29 protein-coding genes and 1 pseudogene are annotated in these 26875 nt (G+C 52.0%); 20 read left to right on the forward strand and 10 right to left on the reverse strand.

The features are described from left to right. Positions 1-1173, forward strand: a complete 1173-nt coding sequence (locus tag GUC46_RS12450) for a MalY/PatB family protein (protein WP_160180238.1) — start codon at positions 1-3, stop codon at positions 1171-1173. A gap of 100 nt (positions 1174-1273) precedes the next feature. After that, a complete protein-coding gene (add, locus tag GUC46_RS12455) occupies positions 1274-2275 on the forward strand; it encodes an adenosine deaminase (protein ID WP_130714677.1) in 1002 nt (333 codons plus the stop codon). 101 nt (positions 2276-2376) lie between these two features. Here the strand turns inward: add and GUC46_RS12460 are convergent, their stop codons facing one another. Further along, entirely contained in the window at positions 2377-3417 is a 1041-nt protein-coding gene (locus GUC46_RS12460; protein ID WP_003836419.1) for an oxidoreductase, read from the reverse strand. A 240-nt stretch (positions 3418-3657) separates the two neighbouring features. Between GUC46_RS12460 and blr the strand changes: the two genes are divergently transcribed. The 12 genes from blr (at position 3658) to gstA (ending at position 14010) form a co-directional block, all read left to right on the forward strand. Further along, positions 3658-3783 (forward strand): division septum protein Blr, encoded by a 126-nt coding sequence (gene blr, locus GUC46_RS12465; protein WP_003029134.1) that lies wholly within the window; start codon positions 3658-3660, stop codon positions 3781-3783. Between the two features lie 290 nt (positions 3784-4073). Then, positions 4074-4289: a transcription modulator YdgT gene (ydgT, locus tag GUC46_RS12470; protein WP_003029138.1), complete on the forward strand. Its 216-nt coding sequence runs from the start codon at positions 4074-4076 to the stop codon at positions 4287-4289. Positions 4290-4380: 91 nt separating this feature from the next. Further along, complete coding sequence (locus GUC46_RS12475; protein ID WP_003832803.1) at positions 4381-4821, forward strand: DUF2569 domain-containing protein; 441 nt, start codon at positions 4381-4383, stop codon at positions 4819-4821. 76 nt (positions 4822-4897) lie between these two features. Further along, positions 4898-5479 (forward strand): electron transport complex subunit RsxA, encoded by a 582-nt coding sequence (gene rsxA / locus GUC46_RS12480; RefSeq protein ID WP_003029144.1) that lies wholly within the window; start codon positions 4898-4900, stop codon positions 5477-5479. Continuing rightward, positions 5479-6057: an electron transport complex subunit RsxB gene (gene rsxB, locus GUC46_RS12485; RefSeq protein WP_003029148.1), complete on the forward strand. Its 579-nt coding sequence runs from the start codon at positions 5479-5481 to the stop codon at positions 6055-6057. The genes rsxA and rsxB overlap by 1 nt, the downstream gene beginning before the upstream one ends. Next, positions 6050-8167, forward strand: a complete 2118-nt coding sequence (gene rsxC / locus GUC46_RS12490; protein WP_160180240.1) for an electron transport complex subunit RsxC — start codon at positions 6050-6052, stop codon at positions 8165-8167. The genes rsxB and rsxC overlap by 8 nt, the downstream gene beginning before the upstream one ends. Continuing rightward, positions 8168-9220 carry an electron transport complex subunit RsxD gene (gene rsxD / locus GUC46_RS12495; RefSeq protein ID WP_003029152.1) on the forward strand — a complete coding sequence of 351 codons (1053 nt, stop codon included), beginning with the start codon at positions 8168-8170 and terminating at the stop codon, positions 9218-9220. It abuts the gene before it with no gap. Positions 9221-9229: 9 nt separating this feature from the next. Further along, positions 9230-9850, forward strand: a complete 621-nt coding sequence (gene rsxG, locus GUC46_RS12500) for an electron transport complex subunit RsxG (RefSeq protein WP_130714678.1) — start codon at positions 9230-9232, stop codon at positions 9848-9850. A 3-nt stretch (positions 9851-9853) separates the two neighbouring features. After that, on the forward strand, positions 9854-10549 hold the full coding sequence (locus tag GUC46_RS12505; RefSeq protein WP_003843545.1) for an electron transport complex subunit E: 696 nt from the start codon (positions 9854-9856) through the stop codon (positions 10547-10549). Further along, positions 10546-11181 carry an endonuclease III gene (nth, locus tag GUC46_RS12510; RefSeq protein WP_003029161.1) on the forward strand — a complete coding sequence of 212 codons (636 nt, stop codon included), beginning with the start codon at positions 10546-10548 and terminating at the stop codon, positions 11179-11181. Before GUC46_RS12505 ends, nth begins: the two co-directional genes overlap by 4 nt. A gap of 613 nt (positions 11182-11794) precedes the next feature. Then, positions 11795-13300 (forward strand): dipeptide/tripeptide permease DtpA, encoded by a 1506-nt coding sequence (gene dtpA / locus GUC46_RS12515; protein WP_003843542.1) that lies wholly within the window; start codon positions 11795-11797, stop codon positions 13298-13300. A 104-nt stretch (positions 13301-13404) separates the two neighbouring features. Beyond that, the gene (gene gstA, locus GUC46_RS12520; RefSeq protein WP_003029164.1) at positions 13405-14010 is read left to right on the forward strand and encodes a glutathione transferase GstA; all 606 of its coding nucleotides are present in this window, start codon (positions 13405-13407) and stop codon (positions 14008-14010) included. Positions 14011-14093: 83 nt separating this feature from the next. On the opposite strand, the gene pdxY is transcribed toward gstA, so the two are convergent. From pdxY to anmK, 5 genes are all read right to left on the reverse strand, one after another. Next, positions 14094-14954 (reverse strand): pyridoxal kinase PdxY, encoded by an 861-nt coding sequence (gene pdxY, locus GUC46_RS12525; protein WP_003843540.1) that lies wholly within the window; start codon positions 14952-14954, stop codon positions 14094-14096. Between the two features lie 64 nt (positions 14955-15018). After that, positions 15019-16293, reverse strand: coding sequence for a tyrosine--tRNA ligase (tyrS, locus tag GUC46_RS12530; protein ID WP_003029168.1), 1275 nt, complete (start codon positions 16291-16293; stop codon positions 15019-15021). A gap of 126 nt (positions 16294-16419) precedes the next feature. Next, entirely contained in the window at positions 16420-17076 is a 657-nt protein-coding gene (gene pdxH / locus GUC46_RS12535) for a pyridoxamine 5'-phosphate oxidase (protein ID WP_003029169.1), read from the reverse strand. Between the two features lie 59 nt (positions 17077-17135). Beyond that, positions 17136-17465 (reverse strand): C-type lysozyme inhibitor, encoded by a 330-nt coding sequence (gene mliC / locus GUC46_RS12540; protein WP_003836435.1) that lies wholly within the window; start codon positions 17463-17465, stop codon positions 17136-17138. A gap of 87 nt (positions 17466-17552) precedes the next feature. Next, the gene (gene anmK, locus GUC46_RS12545) at positions 17553-18674 is read right to left on the reverse strand and encodes an anhydro-N-acetylmuramic acid kinase (protein WP_003029171.1); all 1122 of its coding nucleotides are present in this window, start codon (positions 18672-18674) and stop codon (positions 17553-17555) included. A 274-nt stretch (positions 18675-18948) separates the two neighbouring features. On the opposite strand from anmK, the gene slyB reads away from it, so the two are divergent. Beyond that, positions 18949-19416, forward strand: coding sequence for an outer membrane lipoprotein SlyB (gene slyB, locus GUC46_RS12550; RefSeq protein WP_003029175.1), 468 nt, complete (start codon positions 18949-18951; stop codon positions 19414-19416). A 46-nt stretch (positions 19417-19462) separates the two neighbouring features. On the opposite strand, the gene slyA is transcribed toward slyB, so the two are convergent. Continuing rightward, positions 19463-19903 (reverse strand): transcriptional regulator SlyA, encoded by a 441-nt coding sequence (slyA, locus tag GUC46_RS12555; RefSeq protein WP_019076732.1) that lies wholly within the window; start codon positions 19901-19903, stop codon positions 19463-19465. Positions 19904-20095: 192 nt separating this feature from the next. Here slyA and GUC46_RS12560 point away from each other — a divergent pair, with 192 nt between their 5' ends. The 3 genes and pseudogenes from GUC46_RS12560 (at position 20096) to GUC46_RS12570 (ending at position 23235) form a co-directional block, all read left to right on the forward strand. After that, a complete protein-coding gene (locus tag GUC46_RS12560) occupies positions 20096-20332 on the forward strand; it encodes a DUF1656 domain-containing protein (RefSeq protein ID WP_003029180.1) in 237 nt (78 codons plus the stop codon). Between the two features lie 2 nt (positions 20333-20334). Further along, positions 20335-21198 carry an HlyD family secretion protein gene (locus tag GUC46_RS12565; RefSeq protein WP_003836440.1) on the forward strand — a complete coding sequence of 288 codons (864 nt, stop codon included), beginning with the start codon at positions 20335-20337 and terminating at the stop codon, positions 21196-21198. Next, positions 21195-23235 (forward strand): annotated as a pseudogene (locus tag GUC46_RS12570) (FUSC family protein). The gene GUC46_RS12565 and the pseudogene GUC46_RS12570 overlap by 4 nt, the downstream one beginning before the upstream one ends. On the opposite strand, the gene sodC reads toward GUC46_RS12570, so the two are convergent. From sodC to GUC46_RS12585, 3 genes are all read right to left on the reverse strand, one after another. After that, positions 23211-23735, reverse strand: a complete 525-nt coding sequence (gene sodC / locus GUC46_RS12575; RefSeq protein WP_003029187.1) for a superoxide dismutase [Cu-Zn] SodC — start codon at positions 23733-23735, stop codon at positions 23211-23213. The pseudogene GUC46_RS12570 and the gene sodC sit on opposite strands and share 25 nt — an antisense overlap. 81 nt (positions 23736-23816) lie before the next feature. After that, entirely contained in the window at positions 23817-24713 is an 897-nt protein-coding gene (locus GUC46_RS12580) for an aldo/keto reductase family oxidoreductase (RefSeq protein ID WP_044712347.1), read from the reverse strand. 49 nt (positions 24714-24762) lie between these two features. Continuing rightward, a complete protein-coding gene (locus tag GUC46_RS12585; RefSeq protein WP_160180242.1) occupies positions 24763-25002 on the reverse strand; it encodes a DUF1289 domain-containing protein in 240 nt (79 codons plus the stop codon). A 101-nt stretch (positions 25003-25103) separates the two neighbouring features. Between GUC46_RS12585 and GUC46_RS12590 the strand changes: the two genes are divergently transcribed. Both GUC46_RS12590 and GUC46_RS12595 read left to right on the forward strand, forming a co-directional pair. Further along, positions 25104-25703, forward strand: a complete 600-nt coding sequence (locus GUC46_RS12590; protein ID WP_044712345.1) for a TetR/AcrR family transcriptional regulator — start codon at positions 25104-25106, stop codon at positions 25701-25703. 54 nt (positions 25704-25757) lie between these two features. After that, positions 25758-26855 carry an alkene reductase gene (locus tag GUC46_RS12595; protein WP_003029197.1) on the forward strand — a complete coding sequence of 366 codons (1098 nt, stop codon included), beginning with the start codon at positions 25758-25760 and terminating at the stop codon, positions 26853-26855. Positions 26856-26875: the final 20 nt, after the last annotated feature.

A 26875-nucleotide genomic window follows, 5' to 3' on the forward strand; every position in this document is an offset into this window, starting at 1 on the left:
ATGTTTGATTTTTCAAAGGTTGTGGACAGGCATGGTACCTGGTGTACTCAGTGGGATTACGTTGCCGACCGTTTTGGTTCAGCCGACCTGCTGCCATTCACCATCTCCGATATGGATTTTGCCACCGCACCCTGTATTCTGGAGGCGCTGACTCAGCGCCTGTCACATGGCGTGTTGGGTTACAGTCGCTGGAAAAATGATGAATTTCTTGCGGCAATTAGTCACTGGTTTCTATCGCGTCATAATACCCAAATCGATCCTCAGTCGCTGGTTTATGGCCCCTCGGTCATCTATATGGTATCGGAGCTGATCCGCCAGTGGTCTTCTGCGGGTGATGCGGTGGTGATTCATACGCCGGCGTACGACGCGTTTTTCAAAGCAATTGAAGGTAATCAACGCGTGGTGCGCGCTGTCGAACTGGAAAAACGCACTGACGGTTGGTACTGCGACATGGCCTCGCTCGAGAATGCCCTGTCTCGTCCAGAGAGCAAAATTCTTCTGCTCTGTAGCCCACAAAATCCGACGGGCAAAGTGTGGACGCGTGATGAGCTGGAAACCATGGCAGAACTGTGTCAGCGCCATGGTGTAAAAGTTATTTCCGATGAGATCCATATGGATATGGCATGGGGGGATCACCCACATATCCCCTGGAGTAACGTCGCGCGTGACAGCTGGGCGCTGCTCACTTCCGGATCAAAAAGTTTTAATATTCCGGCACTGACCGGGGCTTACGGAATTATTGAAGACGCTCAAAGCCGTAACGATTATCTCAGCGCATTAAAAGGTCGCGATGGCCTTTCCTCACCAGCAGTACTCGCGCTGAGCGCACATATTGCCGCCTATCATCAGGGCGCAAGCTGGCTTGATGCGCTGCGGGATTACCTTACCAGCAATCTGCATTACGTCGCCCGCGAGCTTAATGCCGCATTCCCCGAACTGAACTGGCGGGTTCCGCAATCCACCTATCTGGCATGGATTGACCTGCGTCCGCTCAACATTGATGACCACGCATTGCAGGAAGCGCTCATCCACCAGCAGAAAGTCGCCATCATGCCCGGATACACATACGGCGAAGAAGGACGCGGTTTTGTGCGCCTGAATGCCGGATGTCCACGATCCAAACTTGAAAAAGGCGTTCAGGGGTTGATTAACGGCATACGTTCTGTACGCTAATAAAGTTTGCGCAATGAAATTATTCATTGCGCAACATAGATTTTTATCCCGATTTTTTCTTATAATACGACGCACTTTACCTAAATACACGAGTGCGACCATGATTGATACTTCCCTCCCATTGACCGACGTCCATCGCCACCTTGATGGTAACATCCGTGCCCAAACGATTCTGGATCTGGGTCGTCAGTTCAATTTAACGCTCCCGGCACAAACGTTGGAAACGCTGATCCCTCATGTGCAAGTGACATCCACTGAGCCAGATTTAGTGAGTTTTTTATCCAAGCTCGACTGGGGCGTGAAGGTACTGGCCTCGCTGGATGCCTGTCGCCGCGTAGCATTTGAAAATATTGAGGATGCAGCACGTAACGGTCTGCACTATGTAGAATTACGTTTTTCACCTGGCTATATGGCGATGGCGCATCAACTCCCGGTGGCAGGTGTGGTTGAAGCCGTCATCGCAGGCGTGCGCGAGGGCTGCAAGACCTTTGGCGTCGAAGCACGCTTAATTGGCATTATGAGCCGTACTTTCGGCGAAGTCGCCTGTCTGCAGGAACTGGATGCGCTGTTAGCCCACCGGGATCATATTACGGCACTGGATCTAGCCGGTGACGAACTGGGATTCCCTGGCAGTCTGTTCCTGTCCCATTTCAACCAGGCACGCGACGCCGGCTGGCATATTACCGTGCATGCGGGCGAAGCCGCGGGACCAGAAAGCATCTGGCAGGCCATTAAAGAGCTGGGCGCTGAGCGTATTGGTCACGGCGTTAAAGCCGTTGAAGATCGTGCGTTGATGGATTACCTCGCCGAGCATCGTATCGGCATCGAATCCTGCCTGACATCAAACATTCAGACCAGCACCGTTGCCTCACTAGCGAACCATCCGCTGAAAACGTTCCTTGAGCATGGCGTTATTGCTAGTTTGAATACGGACGACCCGGCTGTTCAGGGTGTGGATATTATTCACGAGTACACCATTGCCGCACCAGCTGCAGGCCTAACGTGCGAACAGATCCGCCAGGCGCAAATCAACGGTCTGGAAATGGCATTCCTGAGTAACGAAGAAAAACAAGCCTTGCGCGAGAAAGTCGCCGCAGCGTAACGGGTAAAGTGCTGAATGGCGCTAACGCTTATCCGGCCTACGTTGGTTTTCATTGTAGGCCGGATAAAATGCCTGAGCATCTCCATCCGGCATTAGTCCAATCAAGCAAGGCACAGCGTCGAACGATGTTTCGCAGATTCGATACCCAGCTCAATCAGCTCCATAATTTGGATAGCCTGTCTCGCCGGTACCGGGTTTTCACCGTTACCGTTTAGCGCATCACGAATGCCAGCATAGTACGCCGGATAGTTGCCTGGTACAGTAAGCCAGGTTTCTTCAACCTGCTCTTCGCCTTCTACTCGCGTCAAAACGCCATCGCGCATATCATAACCCCAGTCTTCCTGTGGTAGTCGCTCGCCATTTTTCAGACGCTCTTCCTGCGGGTCAAGACCATACTTCACATAGCTGCCACGCGATCCGTGCACAATATAACGGGCCGATTCTGCGGCAGCGAGCATGGTGCCATGCAGGATCACACGACGCTGCGGATACGTCAGGATGGCATGGAAGTAATCCGTCGCCTGCGCGCCTGGACGCAACTGGGCCAGGTCTACCGTCAGGCTGACGGGCAAACCAAACAGATTAATCGCCTGATCCAAAAGATGCGGTGCTAAATCGTACCAGATACCGCTTCCCGGACCGCCCTGTTCACGCCAACGGTCACGAACCTGCGGGCGGAAACGATCGAAATGGGATTCGAAATACGCCACCTCTCCCAAAACACCATCCGCCAGCAGAGCTTTCAGCGTCAGAAAATCACTGTCCCAGCGACGGTTATGGAACACAGACAGCACGCGCCCGAGGCTGCGCGCCAGCGTATCCAGCTCACGAGCTTGTGACAGTGTCACAGTAAAAGGCTTATCAACAACCACATGTTTGCCCGCTTCCAGCGCAGCTTTCGCTAATGGAAAGTGTGTGTCATTAGGCGTGGGGATCACAATCAGGTCGATATTTGGATCGTTAAAAAGATGCTTAGGCTCAGCAACAACCGCCACCGTAGGCCAGTCTGCCTTCACTTTTGCTTCATCACTACTGGAAACTGCAGCCAGTTCCAGGCCCGGTGTGCCCACAATCAGGGGGGCATGGAAGGTTTTACTGGCATAACCATAGCCAATTAGCCCAACGCGGATGTTGTCACTCATGTTATTGCCTCTCAATTCAGGACTGACCTATTTCACACCATACCTTGCAACGTCTCAATAGTTTAATAACCTTCGCGCTACAAAGGTTGTTTTTAACTTAAGTCAAACATATGCCACTTATGCTTAACTTGCAGCGAAAAAGAGGGAGAAATCGTTCCCAACCATCTTGCTGTATTAATGAGAGATTAGTAACATTTGCAGCCTGTGTTTATGGATAAATCAAAGCAAATGTCATCAGTAATGAATCGTCTTATTGAATTAACAGGTTGGATTGTTCTCGCCGTCTCCGTGATCCTGCTGGGTGTTGCCAATCATATTGACAATTACCAGCCACCAGAGCCCGTTGCGGCAGTGCAGAAGAAATAAGCATCCGCAACCTTTTATTGCCCGGCAATTAACATTGGTAGTTGCAGGGTTTGCCGGTAAAAGATCGCTTTCTGTCAAAAAAAGCGAATTATGCCGCATCCCGTTCCGCTGCATATTGCCAGCGATCGCTATGCGCGTTACCCTTGCCGAAGACGCGCATAGCGCCTGCTTTTTCACAGGTATGAACACTCTTTTACATTTGCACGTAAATGCGCTTTTACCTGTGCACGTTGTTTATTTTTATATTTTCTACTCCGTTGGTATTATTTTATTAATATGGATCTGCATTTATGACTGTTCAGGATTACTTATTAAAATTCCGCAAAATCAGTTCACTCGAAAGTCTGGAAAAACTTTTCGACCATTTAAACTACACGCTCACCGACGATAGCGACATGATCAATATGTACCGTGCCGCAGACCATCGCCGTGCGGAGCTTATATCCGGAGGCCGTCTGTTTGATGTTGGTCAGGTACCTAAATCAGTCTGGCATTACGTGCAATAGAGAAGAAAGTAGCGCTCAACGTTAAAAGCTTTATAATAATCGCCCCAAAATGAATGGCATGATTGATTGCGCGCGTAAAACTGGAGAAGAGATGACTACCACACCGGCACAACGTATCGGAGGCTGGCTACTTGGGCCACTGGCCTGGCTGTTAGTCGCGTTGTTGAGCGCTTCGCTGGCGTTATTACTTTATGTCACTGCGCTGGCAACACCGCAAACCTTCAAAACGCTGGGTGAGCAAAGTACAGCAAATTTGCTGTTATGGGGCGTCTCCTTTGTTACCGCGATCGCCATGTGGTATTACACACTGTGGCTGACAATTGCGTTTTTCAAACGCAGAGCCTGTGTGCCCAAGCATTACATTCTGTGGCTGCTGATCTCCGTGTTGCTGGCGATTAAAGCGTTTGCGTTTTCACCTGTCCCAGACGCTTTTGCCGTGCGCCAACTGCTGTTCCCATTACTGGCCGCAGCACTGTTGGTGCCCTACTTCAAGCGATCGCAGCGCGTTAAATCGACGTTTGTGAACCCGTAATAACCCTACAGTTAACCTGTTGTCGCCTGTTGTAGATTGTCAGATAATAGGCGGCTTTTTTATTTCAGGCCGAAAAATGACTGATTACCTGCTGCTGTTTGTCGGAACTGTACTGGTCAATAACTTTGTACTGGTCAAGTTTCTGGGCCTCTGCCCGTTTATGGGCGTTTCCAAAAAACTGGAAACCGCAATGGGTATGGGCCTTGCCACGACGTTTGTCATGACACTGGCATCCATCTGCGCATGGCTGATTGATACCTGGATCCTAATCCCGCTCAATCTCATCTATCTGCGCACGCTGGCTTTTATTCTGGTTATCGCCGTCGTCGTGCAGTTTACCGAAATGGTTGTGCGCAAAACCAGCCCTGCGCTGTACCGCCTGCTGGGGATCTTCCTACCGCTGATCACGACTAACTGCGCAGTGTTAGGTGTGGCGCTGCTGAACATCAACCTCGGCCATAACTTTTTACAGTCGGCGCTATACGGTTTTTCCGCCGCCGTCGGCTTCTCGCTGGTGATGGTACTGTTCGCCGCGATCCGCGAACGCCTCGCCGTGGCGGACGTCCCGGCGCCGTTTCGCGGGAATGCGATTGCGCTGATTACCGCTGGTTTAATGTCATTGGCCTTTATGGGCTTTAGTGGTTTGGTGAAGTTGTAATGAATGCTATCTGGATTGCCGTTGCCGCAGTGAGTGTACTGGGTCTGGCGTTCGGCGCTATTTTGGGGTACGCCTCACGACGTTTTGCCGTTGAAGATGATCCGGTCGTGGAGAAAATTGATGAAATTCTCCCGCAAAGCCAGTGTGGGCAGTGCGGCTATCCGGGCTGTCATCCTTACGCTGAAGCGATCGGCTCTCAGGGTGAAAAAATTAACCGTTGCGCCCCCGGTGGCGAAGCAGTGATGTTAAAAATTGCCGCCCTGCTGAACGTCGATCCGCAGCCTATTGATGGTGATGAACAAGACGTTACGCCGGTGCGTATGCTGGCGGTCATTGATGAAAATAACTGTATCGGGTGCACTAAGTGTATTCAGGCCTGCCCGGTCGATGCGATCGTGGGCGCGACCCGCGCCATGCACACGGTAATGAGCGATCTCTGCACTGGGTGCAACCTGTGTGTTGACCCGTGCCCGACGCAATGCATTGAATTACGCCCGGTAGCCGAGACCCCCGATAGCTGGAAATGGGATTTAAACACCATCCCTGTGCGCATCATTCCCGTGGAACAACATGTTTAAGTTATTCTCTGCATTCAGAAAAAATAAAATCTGGGACTTTGATGGTGGCATTCATCCACCAGAAATGAAAACCCAGTCAAACGGAACACCGTTGCGACAGGTTCCGCTGGCACCGCGTTTCGTTATTCCGCTGAAACAACATATTGGTGCGGAGGGTGAACTGTGCGTAAACGTGGGTGACACCGTGCTGCGTGGTCAGGCATTAACCCGCGGGCGTGGCAAAATGCTTCCAGTCCATGCGCCAACATCAGGTACCGTGGTTGCCATTGCCCCGCACTCCACCGCACATCCTTCGGCACTGGCTGAGTTGAGCGTTATCATAGACGCCGATGGCGAAGACCGCTGGATTGAGCGAGACGGCTGGACCGATTACCGCTCCCACAGCCGGGAAGAGCTGATTGCGCGTATTCATCAGTTCGGCGTCGCCGGGCTGGGTGGCGCAGGTTTTCCCACCGGCGTTAAACTGCAGGGCGGCGGAGATAAAATTGAAACGCTGATCATTAACGCCGCTGAATGCGAGCCGTACATTACAGCAGATGACCGCCTGATGCAGGACTGTGCGGCGCAGGTCGTCGAAGGAATCCGCATCCTGGCGCACATTCTTCAGCCACGCGAGATCCTCCTCGGCATAGAAGATAACAAGCCGCAGGCAATATCTATGCTGCGCGCGGTGCTGGCTGATTCACACGACATCAGTTTGCGCGTGATCCCCACCAAGTACCCTTCCGGCGGGGCTAAACAGTTAACACAAATCCTGACTGGCAAGCAGGTTCCCCACGGTGGACGCTCCTCAGATATCGGCGTATTGATGCAAAACGTCGGAACCGCCTATGCAATTAAACGTGCAGTAATTGACGGTGAGCCAATCACCGAACGTGTCGTGACGCTTACCGGTGAAGCCGTCAGCCGTCCGGGCAACGTCTGGGCGCGTTTGGGCACGCCGGTTCGTCATCTGCTCAACGACGCGGGCTTCTGCCCTTCCGCCGACCAAATGGTGATTATGGGCGGACCGTTGATGGGGTTTACGCTGCCATGGCTGGATGTCCCGGTGGTGAAGATTACCAACTGTCTTCTGGCCCCCTCTGCCAGTGAAATGGGTGAAACGCCGGAAGAGAAAGGCTGCATTCGCTGTAGCGCATGCGCCGATGCCTGTCCGGCGGATCTCCTGCCACAACAGCTTTATTGGTTCAGTAAAGGGCAACAGCACGACAAAGCAACGGCCCACAATATCGCCGACTGCATTGAATGCGGTGCCTGCGCCTGGGTATGCCCAAGCAATATTCCGCTGGTGCAGTATTTCCGCCAGGAAAAAGCCGAGATTTACGCCATTAGCCAGGAAGAAAAACGAGCCGCTGAAGCGAAAGCACGGTTTGAAGCCCGACAGGCGCGCCTTGAACGTGAAAAAGCAGCGCGTCTTGAACGCCATAAGAGCGCCGCTGCTCAACCGGCGGCCAAAGACCATGATGCTATTGCCGCCGCGCTGGCTCGCGTAAAAGAAAAACAGGCTCAGGCGCTGCAGCCGGTAGTAATTCAGGCAGGTGAAAAACCTGACAATAGCGCAGTGATTGCCGCACGCGAGGCGCGTAAGGCGCAAGCTCGTGCTTCCCGTAAGGAAAATTCGCCGCAAAGTGAAGGCAGCAGCACGGGTACAGATCCGCGTAAAGCTGCCGTCGAAGCGGCAATTGCTCGCGCCAAAGCCCGCAAGCTCGAGCAGCAGGCGGTACCGGAAACATCCGAACCGGTTGATCCACGCAAAGCCGCCGTGGAAGCGGCCATCGCCCGCGCTAAGGCCCGCAAGCTCGAGCAGCAGGTGGTACCGGAAACAGCCGAATCGGTTGATCCGCGTAAAGCCGCCGTGGAAGCGGCCATCGCCCGCGCCAAGGCCCGCAAGCTCGAGCAGCAGGAGGTACCGGAAACAGCCGAATCGGTTGATCCGCGTAAAGCCGCCGTGGAAGCGGCCATCGCCCGCGCCAAGGCCCGCAAGCTCGAACAGCAGGCGGTACCGGAAACAGCCGAGCCGGTTGATCCACGCAAAGCCGCCGTCGCGGCCGCTATCGCACGCGCTCAGGCAAAGAAAGCCGCACAGCAGCAGGTTGTTAACGAGGAATAAATGGTATTCAGAATAGCAAGCTCCCCTTATACCCATAACCAGCGCCAGACATCACGTATCATGATGTTGGTGTTACTTGCGGCATTGCCGGGAATCGCCGCACAGCTGTGGTTCTTCGGCTGGGGTACGTTGTTCCAGATAATTCTGGCCGCCATCAGCGCTATCGCAGCCGAAGCGGGCGTGCTTAAACTGCGTAAACAACCCATTGTGCCGATTTTAAAAGACAACTCTGCGTTACTCACCGGGTTGCTGCTGGCCGTGAGTATTCCCCCGCTCGCCCCCTGGTGGATGGTGGTATTGGGCACGGTATTCGCGGTTATCATTGCGAAACAACTGTATGGCGGTCTCGGTCAGAACCCGTTTAATCCTGCCATGATTGGTTACGTCGTGCTGCTAATCTCATTTCCAGTACAGATGACCAGTTGGCTGCCGCCGCACGAAATTGCGGCTACAGTGCCTGGGTTCTTTGACGCGCTGAACGTTATCTTTAGCGGTCATACCGTCAGCGGTGGGGATATGAATACACTGCGTATGGGCATTGATGGTATCAGCCAGGCAACGCCTCTCGATACCTTTAAGACATCACTGCATGCCGGGCATACCGTTGAACAGGTGATGCAATACCCGATTTACAGCGGTGTGCTGGCAGGCGCGGGCTGGCAGTGGGTTAATCTTGCCTGGCTGGCGGGTGGTATCGTTCTGTTATGGCAGGGGGCGATTCGCTGGCATATCCCGGTTAGCTTCCTGCTGTCGCTCGCCGTTTGCGCCACTCTGGGATGGTTGTTCTCACCTGAGTCACTCGCGTCTCCTCAGTTACACCTGCTTTCCGGCGCAACCATGCTGGGTGCATTCTTTATTCTTACCGACCCCGTTACGGCCTCGACAACTAACCGCGGCCGCCTGATTTTTGGCGCACTTGCGGGGTTGTTAGTATGGTTGATTCGCAGTTTTGGCGGTTATCCTGACGGTGTGGCTTTTGCCGTATTACTGGCAAATATCACGGTTCCCCTGATTGATTATTACACCCGCCCTCGCGTGTACGGACATCGCTAAGGACTCCCAATGCTGAAAACGATTCGTAAACACGGTATTACGCTGGCGCTGTTTGCTGCTGGTTCAACGGGATTAACCGCGGCAATCAATCAATTAACCAAGTCCACCATTGATGAACAGGCCGCGCTGCAGCAAAAAGCACTGTTCGATCAGGTGCTACCTGGCGATCGCTACAATAATAACTTGTCTGAGAGCTGTTATCTGGTCAATGCGCAGGCATTGGGCAAAGGTACTCACCGCGTGTATATTGCCCGCCAGGATGACCGTCCCGTTGCAGCAATTCTTGAAGCTACGGCGCCCGATGGGTATTCCGGGGCGATTCAACTGCTGGTCGGTGTCGATTTTACGGGTACCATGTTGGGTACGCGGGTAACTGAGCATCATGAAACCCCGGGACTGGGCGATAAAATCGAACTGCGACTGTCCGACTGGATCACCCACTTTAGCGGCAAAACGATCGCTACGGGTAACGATGCCCACTGGGCTGTGAAAAAAGACGGCGGCGACTTTGACCAGTTTACTGGCGCAACCATTACGCCGCGGGCGGTAGTGAACGCAGTAAAACGCGCCGGTTTGTATGCGCAGACGCTACCCGCGCAGCTTCCTCAACTTAGCGCCTGTGGAGAATAAACCATGAGCGAAATTAAAGACGTTATTGTCCAGGGGTTATGGAAAAATAACTCCGCGCTTGTGCAGTTACTCGGGATGTGTCCGCTGTTGGCCGTTACCTCTACCGCCACTAACGCGCTGGGGCTGGGGCTCGCGACGACGCTCGTTCTGACGCTGACCAACCTGACGATTTCGGCCCTTCGTCGCTGGACTCCGCCTGAAATCCGTATTCCAATTTATGTCATGATCATCGCCTCCGTGGTGAGTGCGGTGCAGATGCTGATCAATGCCTATGCCTTTGGCCTGTATCAGTCTCTGGGCATCTTTATCCCACTGATTGTGACCAACTGTATTGTTGTTGGCCGCGCAGAGGCCTTCGCCGCCAAAAAAGGCCCTGCATTATCCGCACTCGATGGTTTTTCCATCGGTATGGGGGCGACCGGCGCCATGTTTGTTCTGGGCTCGCTGCGCGAAATAATTGGTAACGGTACACTGTTTGATGGCGCAGACGGTTTGTTGGGTAGCTGGGCCAAAGTATTGCGCGTTGAGATCTTCCATACTGATACGCCGTTTCTGCTGGCCATGCTGCCACCAGGCGCGTTTATTGGTCTGGGCTTGATGCTGGCAGTTAAGTACCTGATTGATGAGAGAATGAAGAAACGTCGTGCCGAAGCGGCTGTCGCGGACAGTCCAACTGGTGAAACAGGGAATGTCTCATGAACAAAGCAAAACGTCTGGAAATACTGACTCGCCTGCGGGATAACAACCCGCATCCGACAACCGAGCTTAATTTTACATCGCCGTTTGAACTGCTGATTTCGGTCTTGCTATCCGCTCAGGCCACCGATGTCAGCGTCAATAAAGCGACGGCTAAACTATACCCCGTCGCCAATACGCCTGCTGCGATGCTGGAGCTCGGAGTTGAAGGTGTTAAGTCCTACATCAAGACAATCGGTTTGTTTAACAGCAAAGCGGAAAACGTAATTAAAACCTGCCGCATTCTGCTGGAACAACATAATGGTGAAGTGCCTGAAGACCGTGCTGCGTTAGAAGCTCTCCCCGGCGTTGGGCGCAAGACGGCTAATGTGGTGTTAAATACCGCCTTTGGCTGGCCCACTATTGCCGTAGATACCCACATTTTCCGGGTATGTAACCGGACACAATTCGCCCCAGGTAAAAACGTCGAGCAGGTAGAAGAAAAGCTACTGAAAGTCGTACCCAGTGAATTTAAAGTCGATTGCCACCACTGGTTAATTCTTCATGGCCGCTACACCTGTATAGCCAGAAAGCCACGTTGTGGTTCCTGTATCATCGAAGATCTCTGCGAATTCAAAGAGAAAGTCGATATCTAATGCTGCCGGGGCATCCTCTTTGCCCCATACATACATAACGTTTAGTTATGCACTCCCCAATGTTTCTTTTCCCGACAATGATGCCATTCAATTGCTCAAATCTAATGCAATATTCTTGTTAATTAACACCTGAGCAGGTTAATCGTTTTTTTAGCAAAAGAAATTTCTATCTATACGTGATCCAGATCATCCAGCTAACACAATGTTAATAAGTTTTTATTTTTTAGTTAAGGTGACAATTAGATGACCTAACTGCACAGTTTATAAACAAAACATTACACTGCCTATTTTTCAGATAATGGCCTATATCACTGGATTCAACCTTAAATAGCAGAACATATCGCCACATTCCGGTTTTAGCGGTGATTAAACAGTGTAAAAATCTGCCATTTTACAAATGAAGAAATTTAACGCTAGATAACATTTCGCAGCCCCGACGATTTCACCAGTCATGATATATGTAACAGATTATTACAAACCACTTGTCTGAATGGTCAAGATAGTGAACATTACTTGCCGTTTCCCCTCCCACTATAACAATCGGACGGATGAACTTGACTCATCACGTACCTGAACACCCCCGTTGATATGGGATGTAAAAAAAGAGGTAAAAGTGTCTACTGCAAACAATAAACCAACAGAAAGCGTAAGTTTAAACGCCTTCAAACAACCAAAAGCGTTCTATCTCATTTTCTCTATTGAGCTGTGGGAACGTTTTGGTTATTACGGCCTGCAAGGGATCATGGCCGTCTACCTGGTTAAACAACTGGGCATGTCAGAAGCGGATTCCATCACCCTTTTCTCGTCCTTTAGCGCCCTGGTATATGGCCTGGTTGCGATTGGCGGCTGGTTAGGTGATAAAGTTCTGGGTACAAAACGCGTCATTATGCTGGGTGCCGTTGTCCTGGCCATTGGTTATGCGCTGGTAGCATGGTCCGGTCACGATGCGGGTATCGTTTATATGGGCATGGCGGCTATCGCGGTCGGTAACGGCCTGTTTAAAGCAAACCCATCCTCCCTGCTCTCTACCTGCTATGCCAAAGATGACCCGCGTCTTGATGGTGCATTTACCATGTACTACATGTCCGTCAACATCGGTTCATTCTTCTCTATGCTGGCAACGCCATGGTTAGCTGCGCGTTACGGCTGGAGCACTGCGTTCGCGCTGAGCGTCGTGGGTATGCTGATTACCGTTGTTAACTTCGCATTCTGTCAGCGCTGGGTTAAACAATACGGTTCTAAACCTGACTTTGAACCAATCAACTTCCGTAACCTGCTGCTGACTATCGTTGGCGTTGTGGTTCTGATCGCGATTGCGACCTGGCTGCTGCACAACCAGCAGATCGCACGTATGGTTCTGGGTGTAATTGCTATCGGTATCGTGTTTATCTTCGGTAAAGAAGCCTTCACCATGAAAGGTGCTGCGCGTCGTAAAATGATCGTCGCCTTCATTCTGATGCTGGAAGCGATTATCTTCTTCGTGCTGTACAGCCAGATGCCGACCTCGCTGAACTTCTTTGCGATTCGTAACGTTGAGCACTCTATTCTTGGCATTGCTTTCGAACCTGAACAGTACCAGGCACTGAACCCGTTCTGGATCATCATTGGTAGCCCAATCCTCGCCGCTATCTATAACAAGATGGGCGATACCCTGCCGATGCCGACCAAGTTTGCGATTGGTATGGTGCTGTGTTCTGGTGCATTCCTGATCCTGCCGTTGGGCGCGAAATTCGCTACCGATGCGGGCATCGTTTCCGTTAACTGGCTGATTATCTGCTATGGCCTGCAAAGTATCGGTGAGCTGATGATCTCCGGTCTGGGTCTGGCAATGGTGGCACAGTTGGTTCCGCAACGCCTGATGGGCTTCATCATGGGTAGCTGGTTCCTGACCACTGCCGGTGCAAACATCATCGGTGGCTACGTCGCTAACATGATGGCTGTACCAGAGAATGTGACTGACCCGCTGATGTCCCTTGAAGTCTACGGTCGTGTGTTCCTGCAGATTGGTGTTGCGACGGCTGTTATCGCTGTTCTGATGCTGCTGACGGCTCCGAAACTGAACCGTATGACTCAGGATGACGAAGCCGATGAGAAAGCCTCTAAGGCCGCGACAGCGTAATTCTCAGGGAAACTCATTTTCAGGCCGCTAACTGTTGTTAGCGGCTTTTTTTTTGCATGAGGTAGCACTACCATACGATATACCTCAGCCAAAAGGAGTTACCGATGAAACTGTTCTACAAACCGGGCGCTTGTTCTCTCGCTTCCCACATCACACTTCGTGAGAGCGGTAAAGATTTCACGCTGGATGGTGTTGATCTGATGAAGAAACGTCTGGAAAATGGCGATGATTTTTTCGCGGTAAACCCAAAAGGGCAAGTTCCCGCACTGCTGCTGGATGACGGTACGCTACTTACCGAAGGTGTCGCCATCATGCAATATCTGGCGGACAGCGTGCCAGACCGTCAGCTCCTTGCCCCTACCAGCAGCCTCTCCCGTTACAAAACCATCGAATGGCTTAACTACATTGCGACAGAACTGCATAAAGGCTTTACGCCACTGTTCCGTCCCGATACGCCGGAAGACTTCAAGCCAACCGTTCGCGCGCTGCTGGAGAAAAAAATGCAGTATGTGAACGACTCGCTAAAAGATAACCAATGGATCTGCGGCCCGCGCTTCAGCATCGCCGATGCCTACCTGTTTACCGTACTGCGTTGGGCCTATGCGGTTAAGCTGAATATGGCAGGATTAAGCCATATCGACGCGTATATGGCGCGTATGGCTGAACGCCCGGCGGTTGCCGCGGCGCTTAAAGCAGAAGGGTTAAATTAATTGTTGTTGCCGGGTGGTGCTTGCGCTTGCCCGGCCTACAGCTAAAAATATGCCCGATAAGCGTGAACGCCATCGGGCATTTATTACAGCTGCGTTGCGCTGAAGTAGTGTTCAGGCTTGGCGATGCGATCCTGCGCGGCCACCACCTGCAGCTCATACTCGTGCATCTCTTTAGTGGCGATCATCACTTCGTACACTGCCGCAGTCACATGCTCAAGCGCCTGCTGTAAAGACGCGCCCTGCAACAGTTTCACCAGCAACAAGCCACTGGTAACATCACCCACACCAACCGGTTGACGTGCGCCAAAATCGACCAGCGGGCGACTGATATGCCACGCCTGTTCAGCGGTGACCAACAGCATCTCGAAACGGTCGGTGCTAATACCTGCGCGTGCCAGATGCTTCACCAGTACAATTTCAGGTCCCTGAGCGATCAGTTCACGCGCCGCCGCAACAGCCTCATCAACATTGTTCACCGCATGCTCACACAGAATTTCGAGCTCAACCAAATTCGGGGCAATAATGTCACTAGCTGGAAGCGCATGACGAACATGAAATTCCGCCACACCCGGAGCTACGATACATCCCTTTTCAGGGTGTCCCATCACCGGATCGCAAAAGTACTTTGCCTGCGGGTTGGCCGCTTTTACTTTACGTACAATACCCAGAATATGCTCGCCCTGTTCAGCTGAGCCAAGATAGCCGCTCAGTACTGCGTCACAGGTCTGGAGTTTATCAATATCAGCAATGCCCTGGACAATTTCAGTCAGGTGGCTCGGCGGCATAACGCAACCGGTCCATTTGCCATACTGCGTGTGGTTTGAAAACTGGACGGTATTCAACGGCCAGACGTTTGCGCCAAGACGACGCATCGGAAATTCTGCTGCACTGTTGCCCGCATGGCCAAAAACAACGTGGGACTGGATGGCGAGGATATTCTTCATTTTACTTATCACAACCCTGAAAAAATAAAGGGGCGTAGTTTCCCACGCCCCTGCTAACGCAATCTTACTTCCAGCAAATCAGACAATAGTTCTTCTTGCCACGGCGCAGTAAGGTATAGCGCCCGAACAGGATATCACTCTCCTGGAAGAAATATTCCGGATCGGACTGCTTCTCACCGTTGATGGTCACCGCGTTAGACGCAATGGTCTTACGGGCCTGACCGCGAGAAGGTTGCAGCTCGGAGTCTACCAGCGCCTGCATCAAATCGGCACCTTTATCCATCTCGATCATCGGCACGCCATCCTGCGCCAGCTGTTCGAAATCTGCTTCACTCAAATCGCTGAGATTGCCATTGAACAAGCTTTCGGTAATGCGTTTTGCCGCGACCAGACCTTCTTCACCGTGAACCAGACGCGTAACCTGTTCGGCCAGAACATACTGGGCACGCGGCGCTTTACCGCTGTTTTTATCTTCTTCTTCCAGCGCATTGATCTCTTCAATATCCATGAAAGTGAAGAATTTCAGGAAGCGATAAACGTCCGCATCGGCGGTGTTGATCCAGAACTGGTAGAATTTGTACGGACTGGTTTTCTTCGGATCCAGCCACACTGCGCCGCCTTCCGTCTTACCGAATTTGGTGCCATCAGCTTTAGTAATAAGTGGTACGGTCAGACCAAACACCTGATTCTGGTGCAGACGACGGGTCAAATCGATACCCGAAGTAATGTTACCCCACTGGTCAGAACCACCAATCTGCAGTGCCACGCCGTGCAGCTTATTCAGGCAGGCAAAGTCATAACCCTGCAGCAGGTTGTAAGAAAACTCGGTAAAGGAGATCCCCTGATCGTCACGGTTCAGACGCTGCTTAACCGCTTCTTTGTTGATCATCTGGTTAACGGAGAAGTGTTTGCCGATATCACGCAGGAAAGTCAGTACGTTCATACCGCCAAACCAGTCGTAGTTGTTCGCAGCAATCGCCGAGTTGTCGCCACAGTCGAAATCGAGGAACGGTGCAACCTGTTTGCGGATTTTATCCACCCACTCCTGCACAGTGTCTTCGGTATTCAGTTTACGCTCGGCGGCTTTAAAGCTCGGGTCACCAATCAGACCGGTTGCGCCACCTACCAGTGCGACAGGCTTATGGCCTGCCTGCTGGAAGCGTTTCAGGCATAACAATGGAACCAGATGCCCCAAATGCAAGCTGTCAGCGGTAGGATCGAAGCCGCAATAGAGCGCGATCGGGCCTTGCGCCAGTCGCTCTGCTAACGCTTCCTCGTCCGTCACCTGGGCCACCAGCCCCCGCTCTTGCAATTGTTTAATCAAGTTACTGCTTGCCATCAAAATCTCCATGTATAAAACGACTGCACCTTTGCCGGTACACGACTTTTCGCCTGATGCGAAAGAAACATAGAATAAAGCGCCGGATTGATCAGCACCAGCGCTTAAAACAAGAAATTTGCATCTTTAGGGGGCCAGGCGATCAATTTTCCACGCGTTATCTTCGCGTTGGTATAAAAAACGATCGTGTAAGCGGTTTTCACCACCTTGCCAGAACTCCATTTGCTCAATACTCACGCGAAAGCCGCCCCAGAAACTGGGCAGCGGAACTTCTCCTTGCTGAAACTTCTGCTTCAGTTCGAGAAATTTACTTTCAAGAATACCACGAGCTGAGATCCGGCTGGATTGCTTAGAGACCCAGGCGCCAATCTGGCTGTCACGTGGGCGACTGTGGAAGTATTTCACTACTTCTAACGTGGAGAGACGCTCAGCCTTGCCGATCACCATCACCTGCCGTTCCAGCGTATGCCAGGGAAATAAAAGGCTGATGCGTGGATTTTTCTCGATCTGATGCGCCTTTCGGCTGCCAAGGTTGGTATAGAACACCAGCCCTTTGTCATCATAATGTTTGAGTAACACGATACGCTGATACGGCTGGCCATTTTCATCGACGGTCGCAACGACCATCGCGGTGGGATCGGCCAGTTTGGCGTCACAGGCTTGCCCCAGCCAGCGCTCAAACAGCGCAAGGGGTTCGGCGGGAAGATCGCGGCGGCGAAGACCGCCTTTCGTGTATTCACGGCGCAGATGCGCGATTTGCTGCAATTCGTCGTTATCAGACATGATGTTGGGCTACGGATTGTCAGTGGGTGACGCTATTGTGCGCCGCCCAGGTGAAAATCTCAACGCTTCGGGTTCTGTAACTGACAGTTATTTAGCACAATTCTGTCTCGTTTATAGACCGTTGCCTCGTCGCCTTTAGACCAGAAAACGTAGATCCCATCGGTATAGCGCGCACCTGATGCCGACATGCCCTGTTTGAGGTTCAATAGCTGATTATCATAAACAAAGCTTGCCGTCTGGCGGGTGTTGTTCAGCTTGACGGTAAGTGGTTTTTCGTCGCAGCGGTATTCGAGCGTATCCGTTTGCATACGCTCAACAAATTGGTTGTACACGCTACACCCGCTAAGCAGTACCGGCAGACACACTAACAATAGTTTTTTCATAGCCATATCCTGAAGACTTTCCTGGTCCCGGAGGGTAATGGCACCCTCCCTAATATCCCTAGTTTACCGGCATACGGTGCTGAATAATTTCAGTTAACTCTGAGTTCGTGGGTTAGCAGGATAAATCGCCCCTAAAACGCTCGGCTCTGATGCGCCAGTCACAGAAGGCAGATTTCCAGGTAATCCAGCCAGTGTCCGCCACGCCAGCCAGGCAAAGGCTAACGCTTCCATATCATCGCCGCTGATCCCGGCTTCATCAGTTGAGGTGACCTCTGTTCCCGGCAATAGTGCCGCCAGACGCATCATCAGCAGCGGATTACGGCTTCCTCCACCGCAGACCATGAGCCGTTCACAACCGCCGCTTAGCAAGACCTGCTCTGAAATGGTCACCGCGGTCAGTTCGGCAAGCGTCGCCTGCACATCCCGCGGACTAATCCCCGGGAACTGCACCAGATGACGTTCTATCCAGCCATAATTAAAATACTCACGACCAGTGCTTTTCGGCGCAGGCGCGGAGAAATAAGGGTCGTTAAGCATATTTTGCAGTAACGGCAGGATAACCATTCCCGAAATGGCCCACTGCGCATCTTTGTCGTAAGGTTGACCGCATTGCCGCCAGATCCAGGCATCCATCAGCATATTGCCCGGCCCGGTGTCGTATCCGCGAACGGGTTGTTGCGGAATAAGCAGAGAGAGATTGGCAATCCCGCCGATGTTTAACACCATCCGCCGTTCCGTTGGATGTGCCAGCAGTGCCTGATGAAACGCGGGAACGAGCGGTGCACCCTGCCCGCCAAGGGCAATATCACGTCGACGAAAATCGCCGACTACGGTTATCCCTGTACGCGCAACAATCTGGTTGTTATCGCCAATTTGCAGCGTGTGTGGCGCAGCACCGTTCGGTTCATGCCACACGGTTTGCCCATGGCAACCAATCGCAACGATATCCTGCGGTTTCAATTTTTCTTGCGCCAATAACGCATTCACTGCCTCAGCAAATAAATAACCGAGCTGTGCGTCCAACTGACCAAACTGAGAAAGTGTAAGCTGCTGCCCCTGGCAGATATCCAGAATCGCTTGTTTAACATGAATGGGGATGGGCCAGGTCAGACTCGCCTGCTGCGCAACCATCGTTTCATCTATTGTCGCCAGCACAACATCGACGCCATCAAGGCTGGTTCCAGACATTACACCGATAAAACGGCCCGATTTCATAGGTCATCCTTTTAAGCAAATTAGCCTTGACACTCAACCATAAAGTGTCGACTAATGCCATGCTTCCTTAATGATTTTTGGTGGCTAATCATTACAATGATCGTTTAATTACATCAATTACATGAATGATTCGTTTATACTCGGTTGATCCGATTTCGGTTAAGATTTTCATATTGTTCCAGTAGAACATGTGATCTTAGGCTCACAAATGCCATATAATTTAACCATGAAGGGTGCTTTATTAGCGTTTCGTGGTGACAAAGGAGATTTGTAAATGATTAAACGTGTGCTGATTGTTTCATTAATGGGCGTATCTTTAGCGGGTTGCGTTAACAATGATAGCCTTTCAGGTGACGTGTATACCGCATCCGAAGCGAAACAAGTTCAGAACGTTACCTACGGTACGATTGTTCATGTTCGTCCGGTGCAAATCCAGGGTGGCGATGACGCAAACGTGATTGGTGCTATTGGTGGTGCGGTACTCGGCGGGTTCCTCGGTAACACCGTCGGCGGCGGTACGGGTCGTTCATTAGCGACGGCTGCAGGCGCAGTTGCCGGTGGCGTAGCGGGTCAAGGCGTACAAGGTGCGATGAATAAAACCCAGGGTGTGGAACTGGAAATCCGTAAGGATGATGGTAATACCATCATGGTGGTTCAGAAACAGGGTGCGACCAAGTTTTCAGCCGGCCAGCGCGTTGTTATGGCTAACAACGGCAGCCAGGTTACCGTGTCTCCACGCTAATCAAATTCACGTGTGGTCAGACCCTGGCCACACGTCATTTTTTGCTTCAGCCCTGTGACTGCAGCTCAATAATATTGTGTTCCAGCCTGGCGACCAGTTTAATCAGCAGATCAATTTCCTCAGCTGAAATCCCTTCCAAAATTTCTCCACGCGTCTTGTTGATAACCGCTTCCATATCAGCGATCAACGGCTCTGCTTTTTCTGTCAGTTTAATTCTCTTTGCCCGACGATCGCTGGCGCAAGTCTGTCGTGAAATGAGTCCCTTTTCCTCTAACTGGTCAAGCGTACGTACCAACGAAGGCTGCTCGATGCCAATCGCTTTAGCCAACTGAATCTGCGATTGATCCGGCGGCAACTGATGAATGTTGTGCAGCGTAACCCAATGCGTCTGCGTCAACTCCAGAGGTTTCAGGCGATGGTCAATCAGAGCACGCCAAATGCGCACCAACCGTGCCAGATCAGAACCTAATGGCGATTCCAATTTCATCTCCTTATAATTAGCTTGCTAAGTTATTGTGCTGATTTTAGAATAGTGTGCAGCATTTGTATTCCCAAAACAAATGTATTGCCAAATTTGCTTACCGGCTGACATTTTTTCAGACATCATGCGTTACGGAGACTCATTGTCTCTTTTTTGCTAAACCTACAGCAATGCTCTCTTCCGCCAAGGATTTTGCCCGTGAAGTTTATGTTTAATGCAACAGGATTGCCCCTACAAGATTTAATGATCGGCGCATCTGTCTACTTCCCTCCTGTTTTCAAGGCGATTGTAGCAGGCTTTATTCTCTGGTTGGTTGTTCATCGCCTACTGCGCGACTGGATTTACTCTGGCGAAATCTGGCATCCCTTGTTAATGGATCTGTCACTCTTTACGCTTTGCGTATGTCTGGCCTTTGTTATGCTGATAGCGTGGTGATTATGTCGCTTAAAACCGTTAAATACTTCTCCACTATTATAGTCGCTGCAATCGCAGTTTTCGCCGGATGGTGGATGTGGAATTACTATATGCAATCGCCCTGGACACGTGATGGCAAAGTGCGAGCTGAGCAGGTCAGCATTACGCCACAGGTGTCAGGTAGCATTAGCGAACTCTATATAAAAGATAACCAGTTTGTGAATAAAGGCGATGTCCTTTTTATTATCGACAAGACACCATTTCACATTGCTGAACTGAATGCGCAAGCGCAACTTGCAAAAGCGCAGTCTGACCTGGCGAAAGCCAATAACGAAGCCAACCGCCGCCGTCATTTATCGCAAAATTACATCTCAGCCGAGGATCTGGATACCGCAAATCTCAACGTGAAAGCCATGCAGGCGAGTGTTGAAGCAGCAGAGGCCAGTCTGCGTCAGGCACAGTGGCAATTGACGCAAACGGTGGTCAAAGCCCCCGTAGCGGGCTGGGTCACCAATCTTTCAACCCGTCCCGGAGACTACGCTTCAACCGGGAAACCTCTGTTTGCTCTCGTCGACAGTCACTCTTTTTATGTAATGGGGTATTTTGAAGAAACTAAGTTGCGCCACATTCGCGAAGGTGCACCAGCCCTCATCACGCTCTACAGCGGTGATATAAAGTTACAGGGTCACGTTTCCAGTATTGGTCGTGCTATCTACGATCAAAGTGTGGAAAGTGATTCCGGCCTGATTCCAGATATCAAGCCCAACGTGCCGTGGGTGCGTCTGGCGCAGCGTATCCCGGTACGCATCGAATTCGACGCCCTGCCGCGGGATGTCACGCTGGTATCAGGTACAACCTGCAGCGTATCCATCGGCCAGCGTAAATGAAACTACCTCGCCTGACACCTGGCAATTTGCCGTGGTTTAAAGCCACGGCGGCACAGTGGCGTTATGCGCTGCGTAACACCATTGCGATGTGTCTGGCGTTAACTTTTGCTTATTATCTGAATCTGGACGAACCCTATTGGGCGATGACCTCAGCGGCGGTAGTCAGTTTTCCCACCGTTGGAGGGGTTATCAGCAAAAGTCTGGGTCGCGTGGCGGGTAGCTTACTGGGTGCCACCGCCGCATTGATTATTGCCGGTCATACCCTTAATGAGCCGTGGTTGTTCTTGCTGAGCATGTCGGTGTGGATCGGTTTTTGTACCTGGGCCTGTGCGCATTTCACCAATAACGTTGCCTACGCCTTTCAACTGGCGGGTTATACGGCGGCGATCATTGCGTTTCCCATGGTCAATACCGTGGAAATTACGCAGTTATGGGATATCGCGCAGGCACGCGTGTGTGAAGTCATCGTCGGTATCTTGTGTGGCGGTGTGATGATGATGATCCTGCCCAGCACCTCCGATGGCATCACGTTACTGACTGCATTGAAAAACATGCATTCACGTTTACTGGAACATGCCAGCCTACTCTGGCAACCAGAAACCACGGACGCCATTCGCACAGCCCATGAAGGTGTTATCGGTCAGATTCTTACCATGAACCTGCTGCGTATTCAGGCGTTCTGGAGCCACTACCGTTTTCGCCGACAAAATGCTTTGCTCAATTCGCTGTTGCATCAACAGTTAAGGATGACCAGCGTGATTTCCAGTCTGCGCAGGATGCTGTTGAACTGGCCTAATCCCCCTTCCAATACCCGGGAAATTATCGAGCAGTTGCTCAGCGAACTGATAAAATCCAATGCTAATAGCTACACCGTTGCACGTATTATTGCCCCACTGCGACCCGTCGATGCACGCGACTATCGACACGTCGCCTTCTGGCAACGACTGCGTTATTTTTGTCGGCTCTACCTGCGCAGCAGTCATTATCTGCATTTACTGGAAAATGGCGTTACCGCCGAGCGTATTAATATCGTCCGCACGCCGGGGCTTGCCCGTCATACCGATAATGCGGAAGCTATCTGGAGCGGGTTACGTACGTTCTGTACTTTGATGCTTATCGGCGCATGGAGCATTGGCGCACAATGGGAATCAGGCTCTGGCGCCCTCACGCTCGCCGCCATCAGCAGTGTGCTGTATTCCGCCGTTGCCACGCCGTTCAAGTCGCTTTCTTTGCTGATGCGCACGCTGGTTTTGCTGTCGCTGTTTAGCTTTGTGGTTAAGTTTGGCCTGATGGTGCAAATTTCCGACCTCTGGCAATTCATTCTCTTTCTCTTCCCGCTACTCGCCACCATGCAACTGTTAAAGCTGCAAATGCCAGCGCTGGCAGGTCTTTGGGGGCAACTGATTGTATTTATGGGTTCGTTTATCGCGGTGACCAATCCGCCGGTATATGATTTTGCTGATTTCCTGAATGACAATATGGCGAAAATCACTGGTGTGGCGCTGTCATGGCTGGCCTTCGCCATTCTGCGGCCCGGTTCGGATGCACGGAAAAGTCGCCGCCATATTCGCGCCCTGCGCCGGGATTTTGTCGATCAGCTCAGCCGACACCCATCACTCAGTGAAAACGAATTTGAATCGCTGACCTATCATCACGTCAGCCAGCTCAGCAGCAGTCAGGATGCGCTGGCTCGACGCTGGTTATTACGTTGGGGGGTCGTATTGCTGAACTGCTCGCACGTGGTGTGGCAACTGCGCACCTGGGAGGCGCGTTCGGATCCGCTGGCTCGCGTCAGGGACGTGTGTATCTCTCTGCTGCGCGATGTAATGAGCGAACGTGGCGTCCAGCAACGACCACTGAATGCCACGCTGAGTGAGCTACAACGCATCTGCGATACGCTTGCCCACCATCATCAACCTGCTGCACAGGAGTTATCGGCATTGGTCTGGCGGCTACACTGCTCGCTTTCACAACTCGAACAGGCGCCACCGCCGGGCACTCTCAGTAGTTGATTATTTGATAACACCACAGGCGTAGCGCGCTCCGCCACCGCCAAGCGGTTTCGGTTGATCGGACATATTATCGCCGCCCACATGGATCATCAGCGCTTTGCCTTTAACCTCATCGAGCGTTTTGAGGCGCGGCGCAATGACCGGTGTTGTGGCGTTTCCGTCGTTATTCACCACCAGCAGCGGCAGGTCACCCATATGACCTGCGCCTTCCGGGCCTTCGTGTTTGCCGGTTTGGTGCGGATCATAATGGCCTCCAGCCGATTCCGCGGCTGAGGCTTTCCCTTCTTTAATCGCCGGTTGGCAGCTGCCGTTCATATGCACATGGAAGCCATGTTCTCCCGGCGGCAACGCTTTCAGATCGGGCGAAAACTCCAGCCCCTTTGCAGTTTCAGCAATAGTGACCGTACCAATCGCCTGGCCAACGCCTTGCGACGTGACCAGATTCATCGTCACTTTTTCTTCAATGGCAGCCTGCGCACCTGCACAGGCGAGTAGAGTGATGATGGCCAAACTCAAACGCTTCATAAGACCTCCGTCCAAAAGGTGTCTGATTGTTAAGTGTAAACCAGTGACACAATTTTGAACGGAGATGCACCAAAAACGCGATTAAGGTACGTCGTAACCCAGTGCCGCTTTACGAATGCGGAACCATTGCTGGCGAGACATGTTCAGCGTCTCAGACTCAATGGCGGCGCGTACGCGCTCTATTTTTCCTGAGCCTATAATCGGCAGCGGCTGAGACGGCAAACGTAAAATCCAGGCGTACACCACCTGTTCAATAGACTGCGCGTTTAGCTCTTCTGCGATCGCGGCAAGTTCATTTCGTAATGGCTGGAACGCATCGTCATTAAACAAGCGACCGCCGCCGAGGCAGGACCAGGCCATTGGACGAATACGCAACTGCTGCAGTTGATCTAAAGTGCCATCCAGCAGGAGCGGCTGATGTACCGGAGAGATTTCAACCTGGTTGGTCGCCAGCGTAAACGGCAGACGCGATTGCAACAATGAGAACTGTGCCGGGGTGAAATTAGAGACACCAAAGTGACGCACTTTGCCACTGTGGTGCAATTTTTTGAAAGCGTCGGCGACGTCGTCAGCATCCATAAGCGGATCGGGGCGGTGGATCAGCAACAGATCAATATGATCGGTCGCCAGCAGCTTCAGCGATTCTTCCGCACTGGCAATAATATGCGCGCTGTCGGTAATGTAATGGCCCAGCGCATTTTCCGCGCGCGCCGTCGTCGCGATCCCGCATTTGGTCACAATCTGCATTTTTTCACGCAAATGCGGAGCCAGTTTCATAGCCTCACCAAACGCCGCTTCACACTGGTATCCACCGTAGATATCGGCGTGATCGACGGTGGTCACGCCCAGATCCAGATGCTCTTCAATAAAGCTGACTAGCTGGCGCACGGACATATTCCAGTCCATCAGGCGCCAGTACCCCATCACAAAGCGAGAAAATTCCGGGCCTTGCGGCGCAATAGTAATACGCTGAACCATAGCAGCTTCCTTTTAAGTGAATGTGCCTCGAGTATACGCAATTACGCTTTTAAAAGAGTGAAGGTTGTTGCGGTTCTTCCGAAGGGTTGGCTTTGTTCGCACGTAATTTACGCATCAGGCGCTGACGACAAAGCCGTATCACTTCCTGCTTTTGGGCATCGCTCATCTTTTGCCAGTTAAAACGCTCATCCCGACTGCGAAAACAGCCACGGCAAAATCCGCGTTCATCAGACTGACATATTCCACGGCATGGGCTCTGGACGGGGAAAAACTCCAGCTGTTCGGCCACATCCCCTCCTTTAGTAAGATTGATATACTTATTGAAGACGTTAACTGAATTTCTCGCAAGCGCTATTGCATTAGACCGACTGGTCTATTACACTCCTTTTCATGAACAAAATCACTGAACACGATACACGCGAACATCTGCTGGCGACTGGCGAACTGCTGTGTATGCAGCGCGGCTTCACCGGCATGGGTTTAAGCGAACTACTGAAAACCGCTGAAGTACCCAAAGGTTCGTTTTATCATTACTTTCGCTCTAAAGAAGCGTTCGGTGTCGCGATGCTGGAACGCCACTATGCGGCCTATCATCGGCGACTGGCTACGCACTTTGATACGGGAGCGGGAAACTACCGCGACCGCATTCTGGCCTACTATCAGGAAACCCTGAACCAGTTTAGCCAGCACGGCATTATTAGCGGCTGTTTAACTGTAAAACTGTCTGCCGAAGTGTGCGATCTGTCAGAAGATATGCGCACAGCGATGGATAAAGGCGCGCGGCACATTATTGTGCTGTTAGCGCAGGCGCTGGAGAAAGGTCAGGCCAACCATTGCCTGTCTTTTGTTGGCGAGCCGTTACAGCAGGCGCAGGTACTGTATGCGCTGTGGCTTGGCGCCAACCTGCAGGCCAAGATTTCTCGTAGCGCCACTCCGCTGGAAAATGCGCTGGCGCACGTTAAAAACATCATCACAACGCCTGCCGTTTAACAGGCGTTTTTATTTCCCTTATTACTAGACGACCGGTCTATTCAGGAGTACCACATGTCATCTGAAAAACTGTTTTCCCCACTGAAAGTGGGTGCCATTACGGCAGCAAACCGCGTATTCATGGCGCCACTGACGCGTCTGCGCAGTATTGAGCCTGGCGACATCCCTACTCCGCTGATGGCCGAGTATTACCGTCAACGCGCCAGCGCGGGTCTTATTATCAGCGAAGCGACGCAGATTTCCGCACAGGCGAAAGGTTATGCCGGAGCACCCGGCTTACACAGCGAAGCGCAAATTGCCGCATGGAAGAAAATCACCGCTGCCGTACACGCTGAGCAAGGTCATATTGCTGTCCAGTTGTGGCACACCGGACGCATCTCTCACGCCAGTCTGCAGCCAAATGGTCAAGCTCCAGTTGCACCTTCCGCGATTAGTGCTGGAACCCGCACCTCGCTGCGCGATGAAAACGGCCTGGCAACGCGTGCCGATACCTCAATGCCACGTGCGCTGGAAACCGAAGAGATTCCGGGCATCGTTAATGACTTCCGTCAGGCGATAGCCAACGCGCGCGAAGCGGGTTTCGACATGGTTGAACTGCACTCTGCCCACGGCTACCTGCTGCACCAGTTCCTGTCGCCAACCTCTAATCAGCGTACCGATCAGTACGGCGGTAGCGTCGAAAATCGTGCGCGTCTTGTGCTGGAAGTGGTTGATGCCGGTATTAAAGAATGGGGTGCCGATCGTATTGGTATTCGCGTCTCCCCGATTGGCTCATTCCAGAACGTTGACAACGGTCCGAACGAAGAAGCCGATGCGCTGTATCTGATTGAACAATTGGGCAAGCGTGGAATCGCTTACCTGCACATGTCTGAGCCGGACTGGGCCGGTGGCGAGCCGTATTCCGATGCGTTCCGCGAAAAAGTTCGCGCGCGCTTCCACGGTCCTATCATTGGTGCTGGTGCCTACACCCCTGAAAAGGCAGAAGCGCTGATCGAGAAAGGTCTGATCGACGCCGTTGCTTTTGGTCGTGCCTATATTGCTAACCCGGATCTGGTGGCGCGTCTGCAACGCAAAGCGGAGCTGAATCCACAACGTGCTGAGAGCTTCTACGGCGGCGGCGCGGAAGGTTACACCGACTATCCTACCCTCTAACGTCACAATCTCCGTTCTGC

This window comes from Citrobacter sp. LUTT5 (genome assembly GCF_009905315.1).
GTDB lineage: Bacteria > Pseudomonadota > Gammaproteobacteria > Enterobacterales > Enterobacteriaceae > Citrobacter > Citrobacter freundii.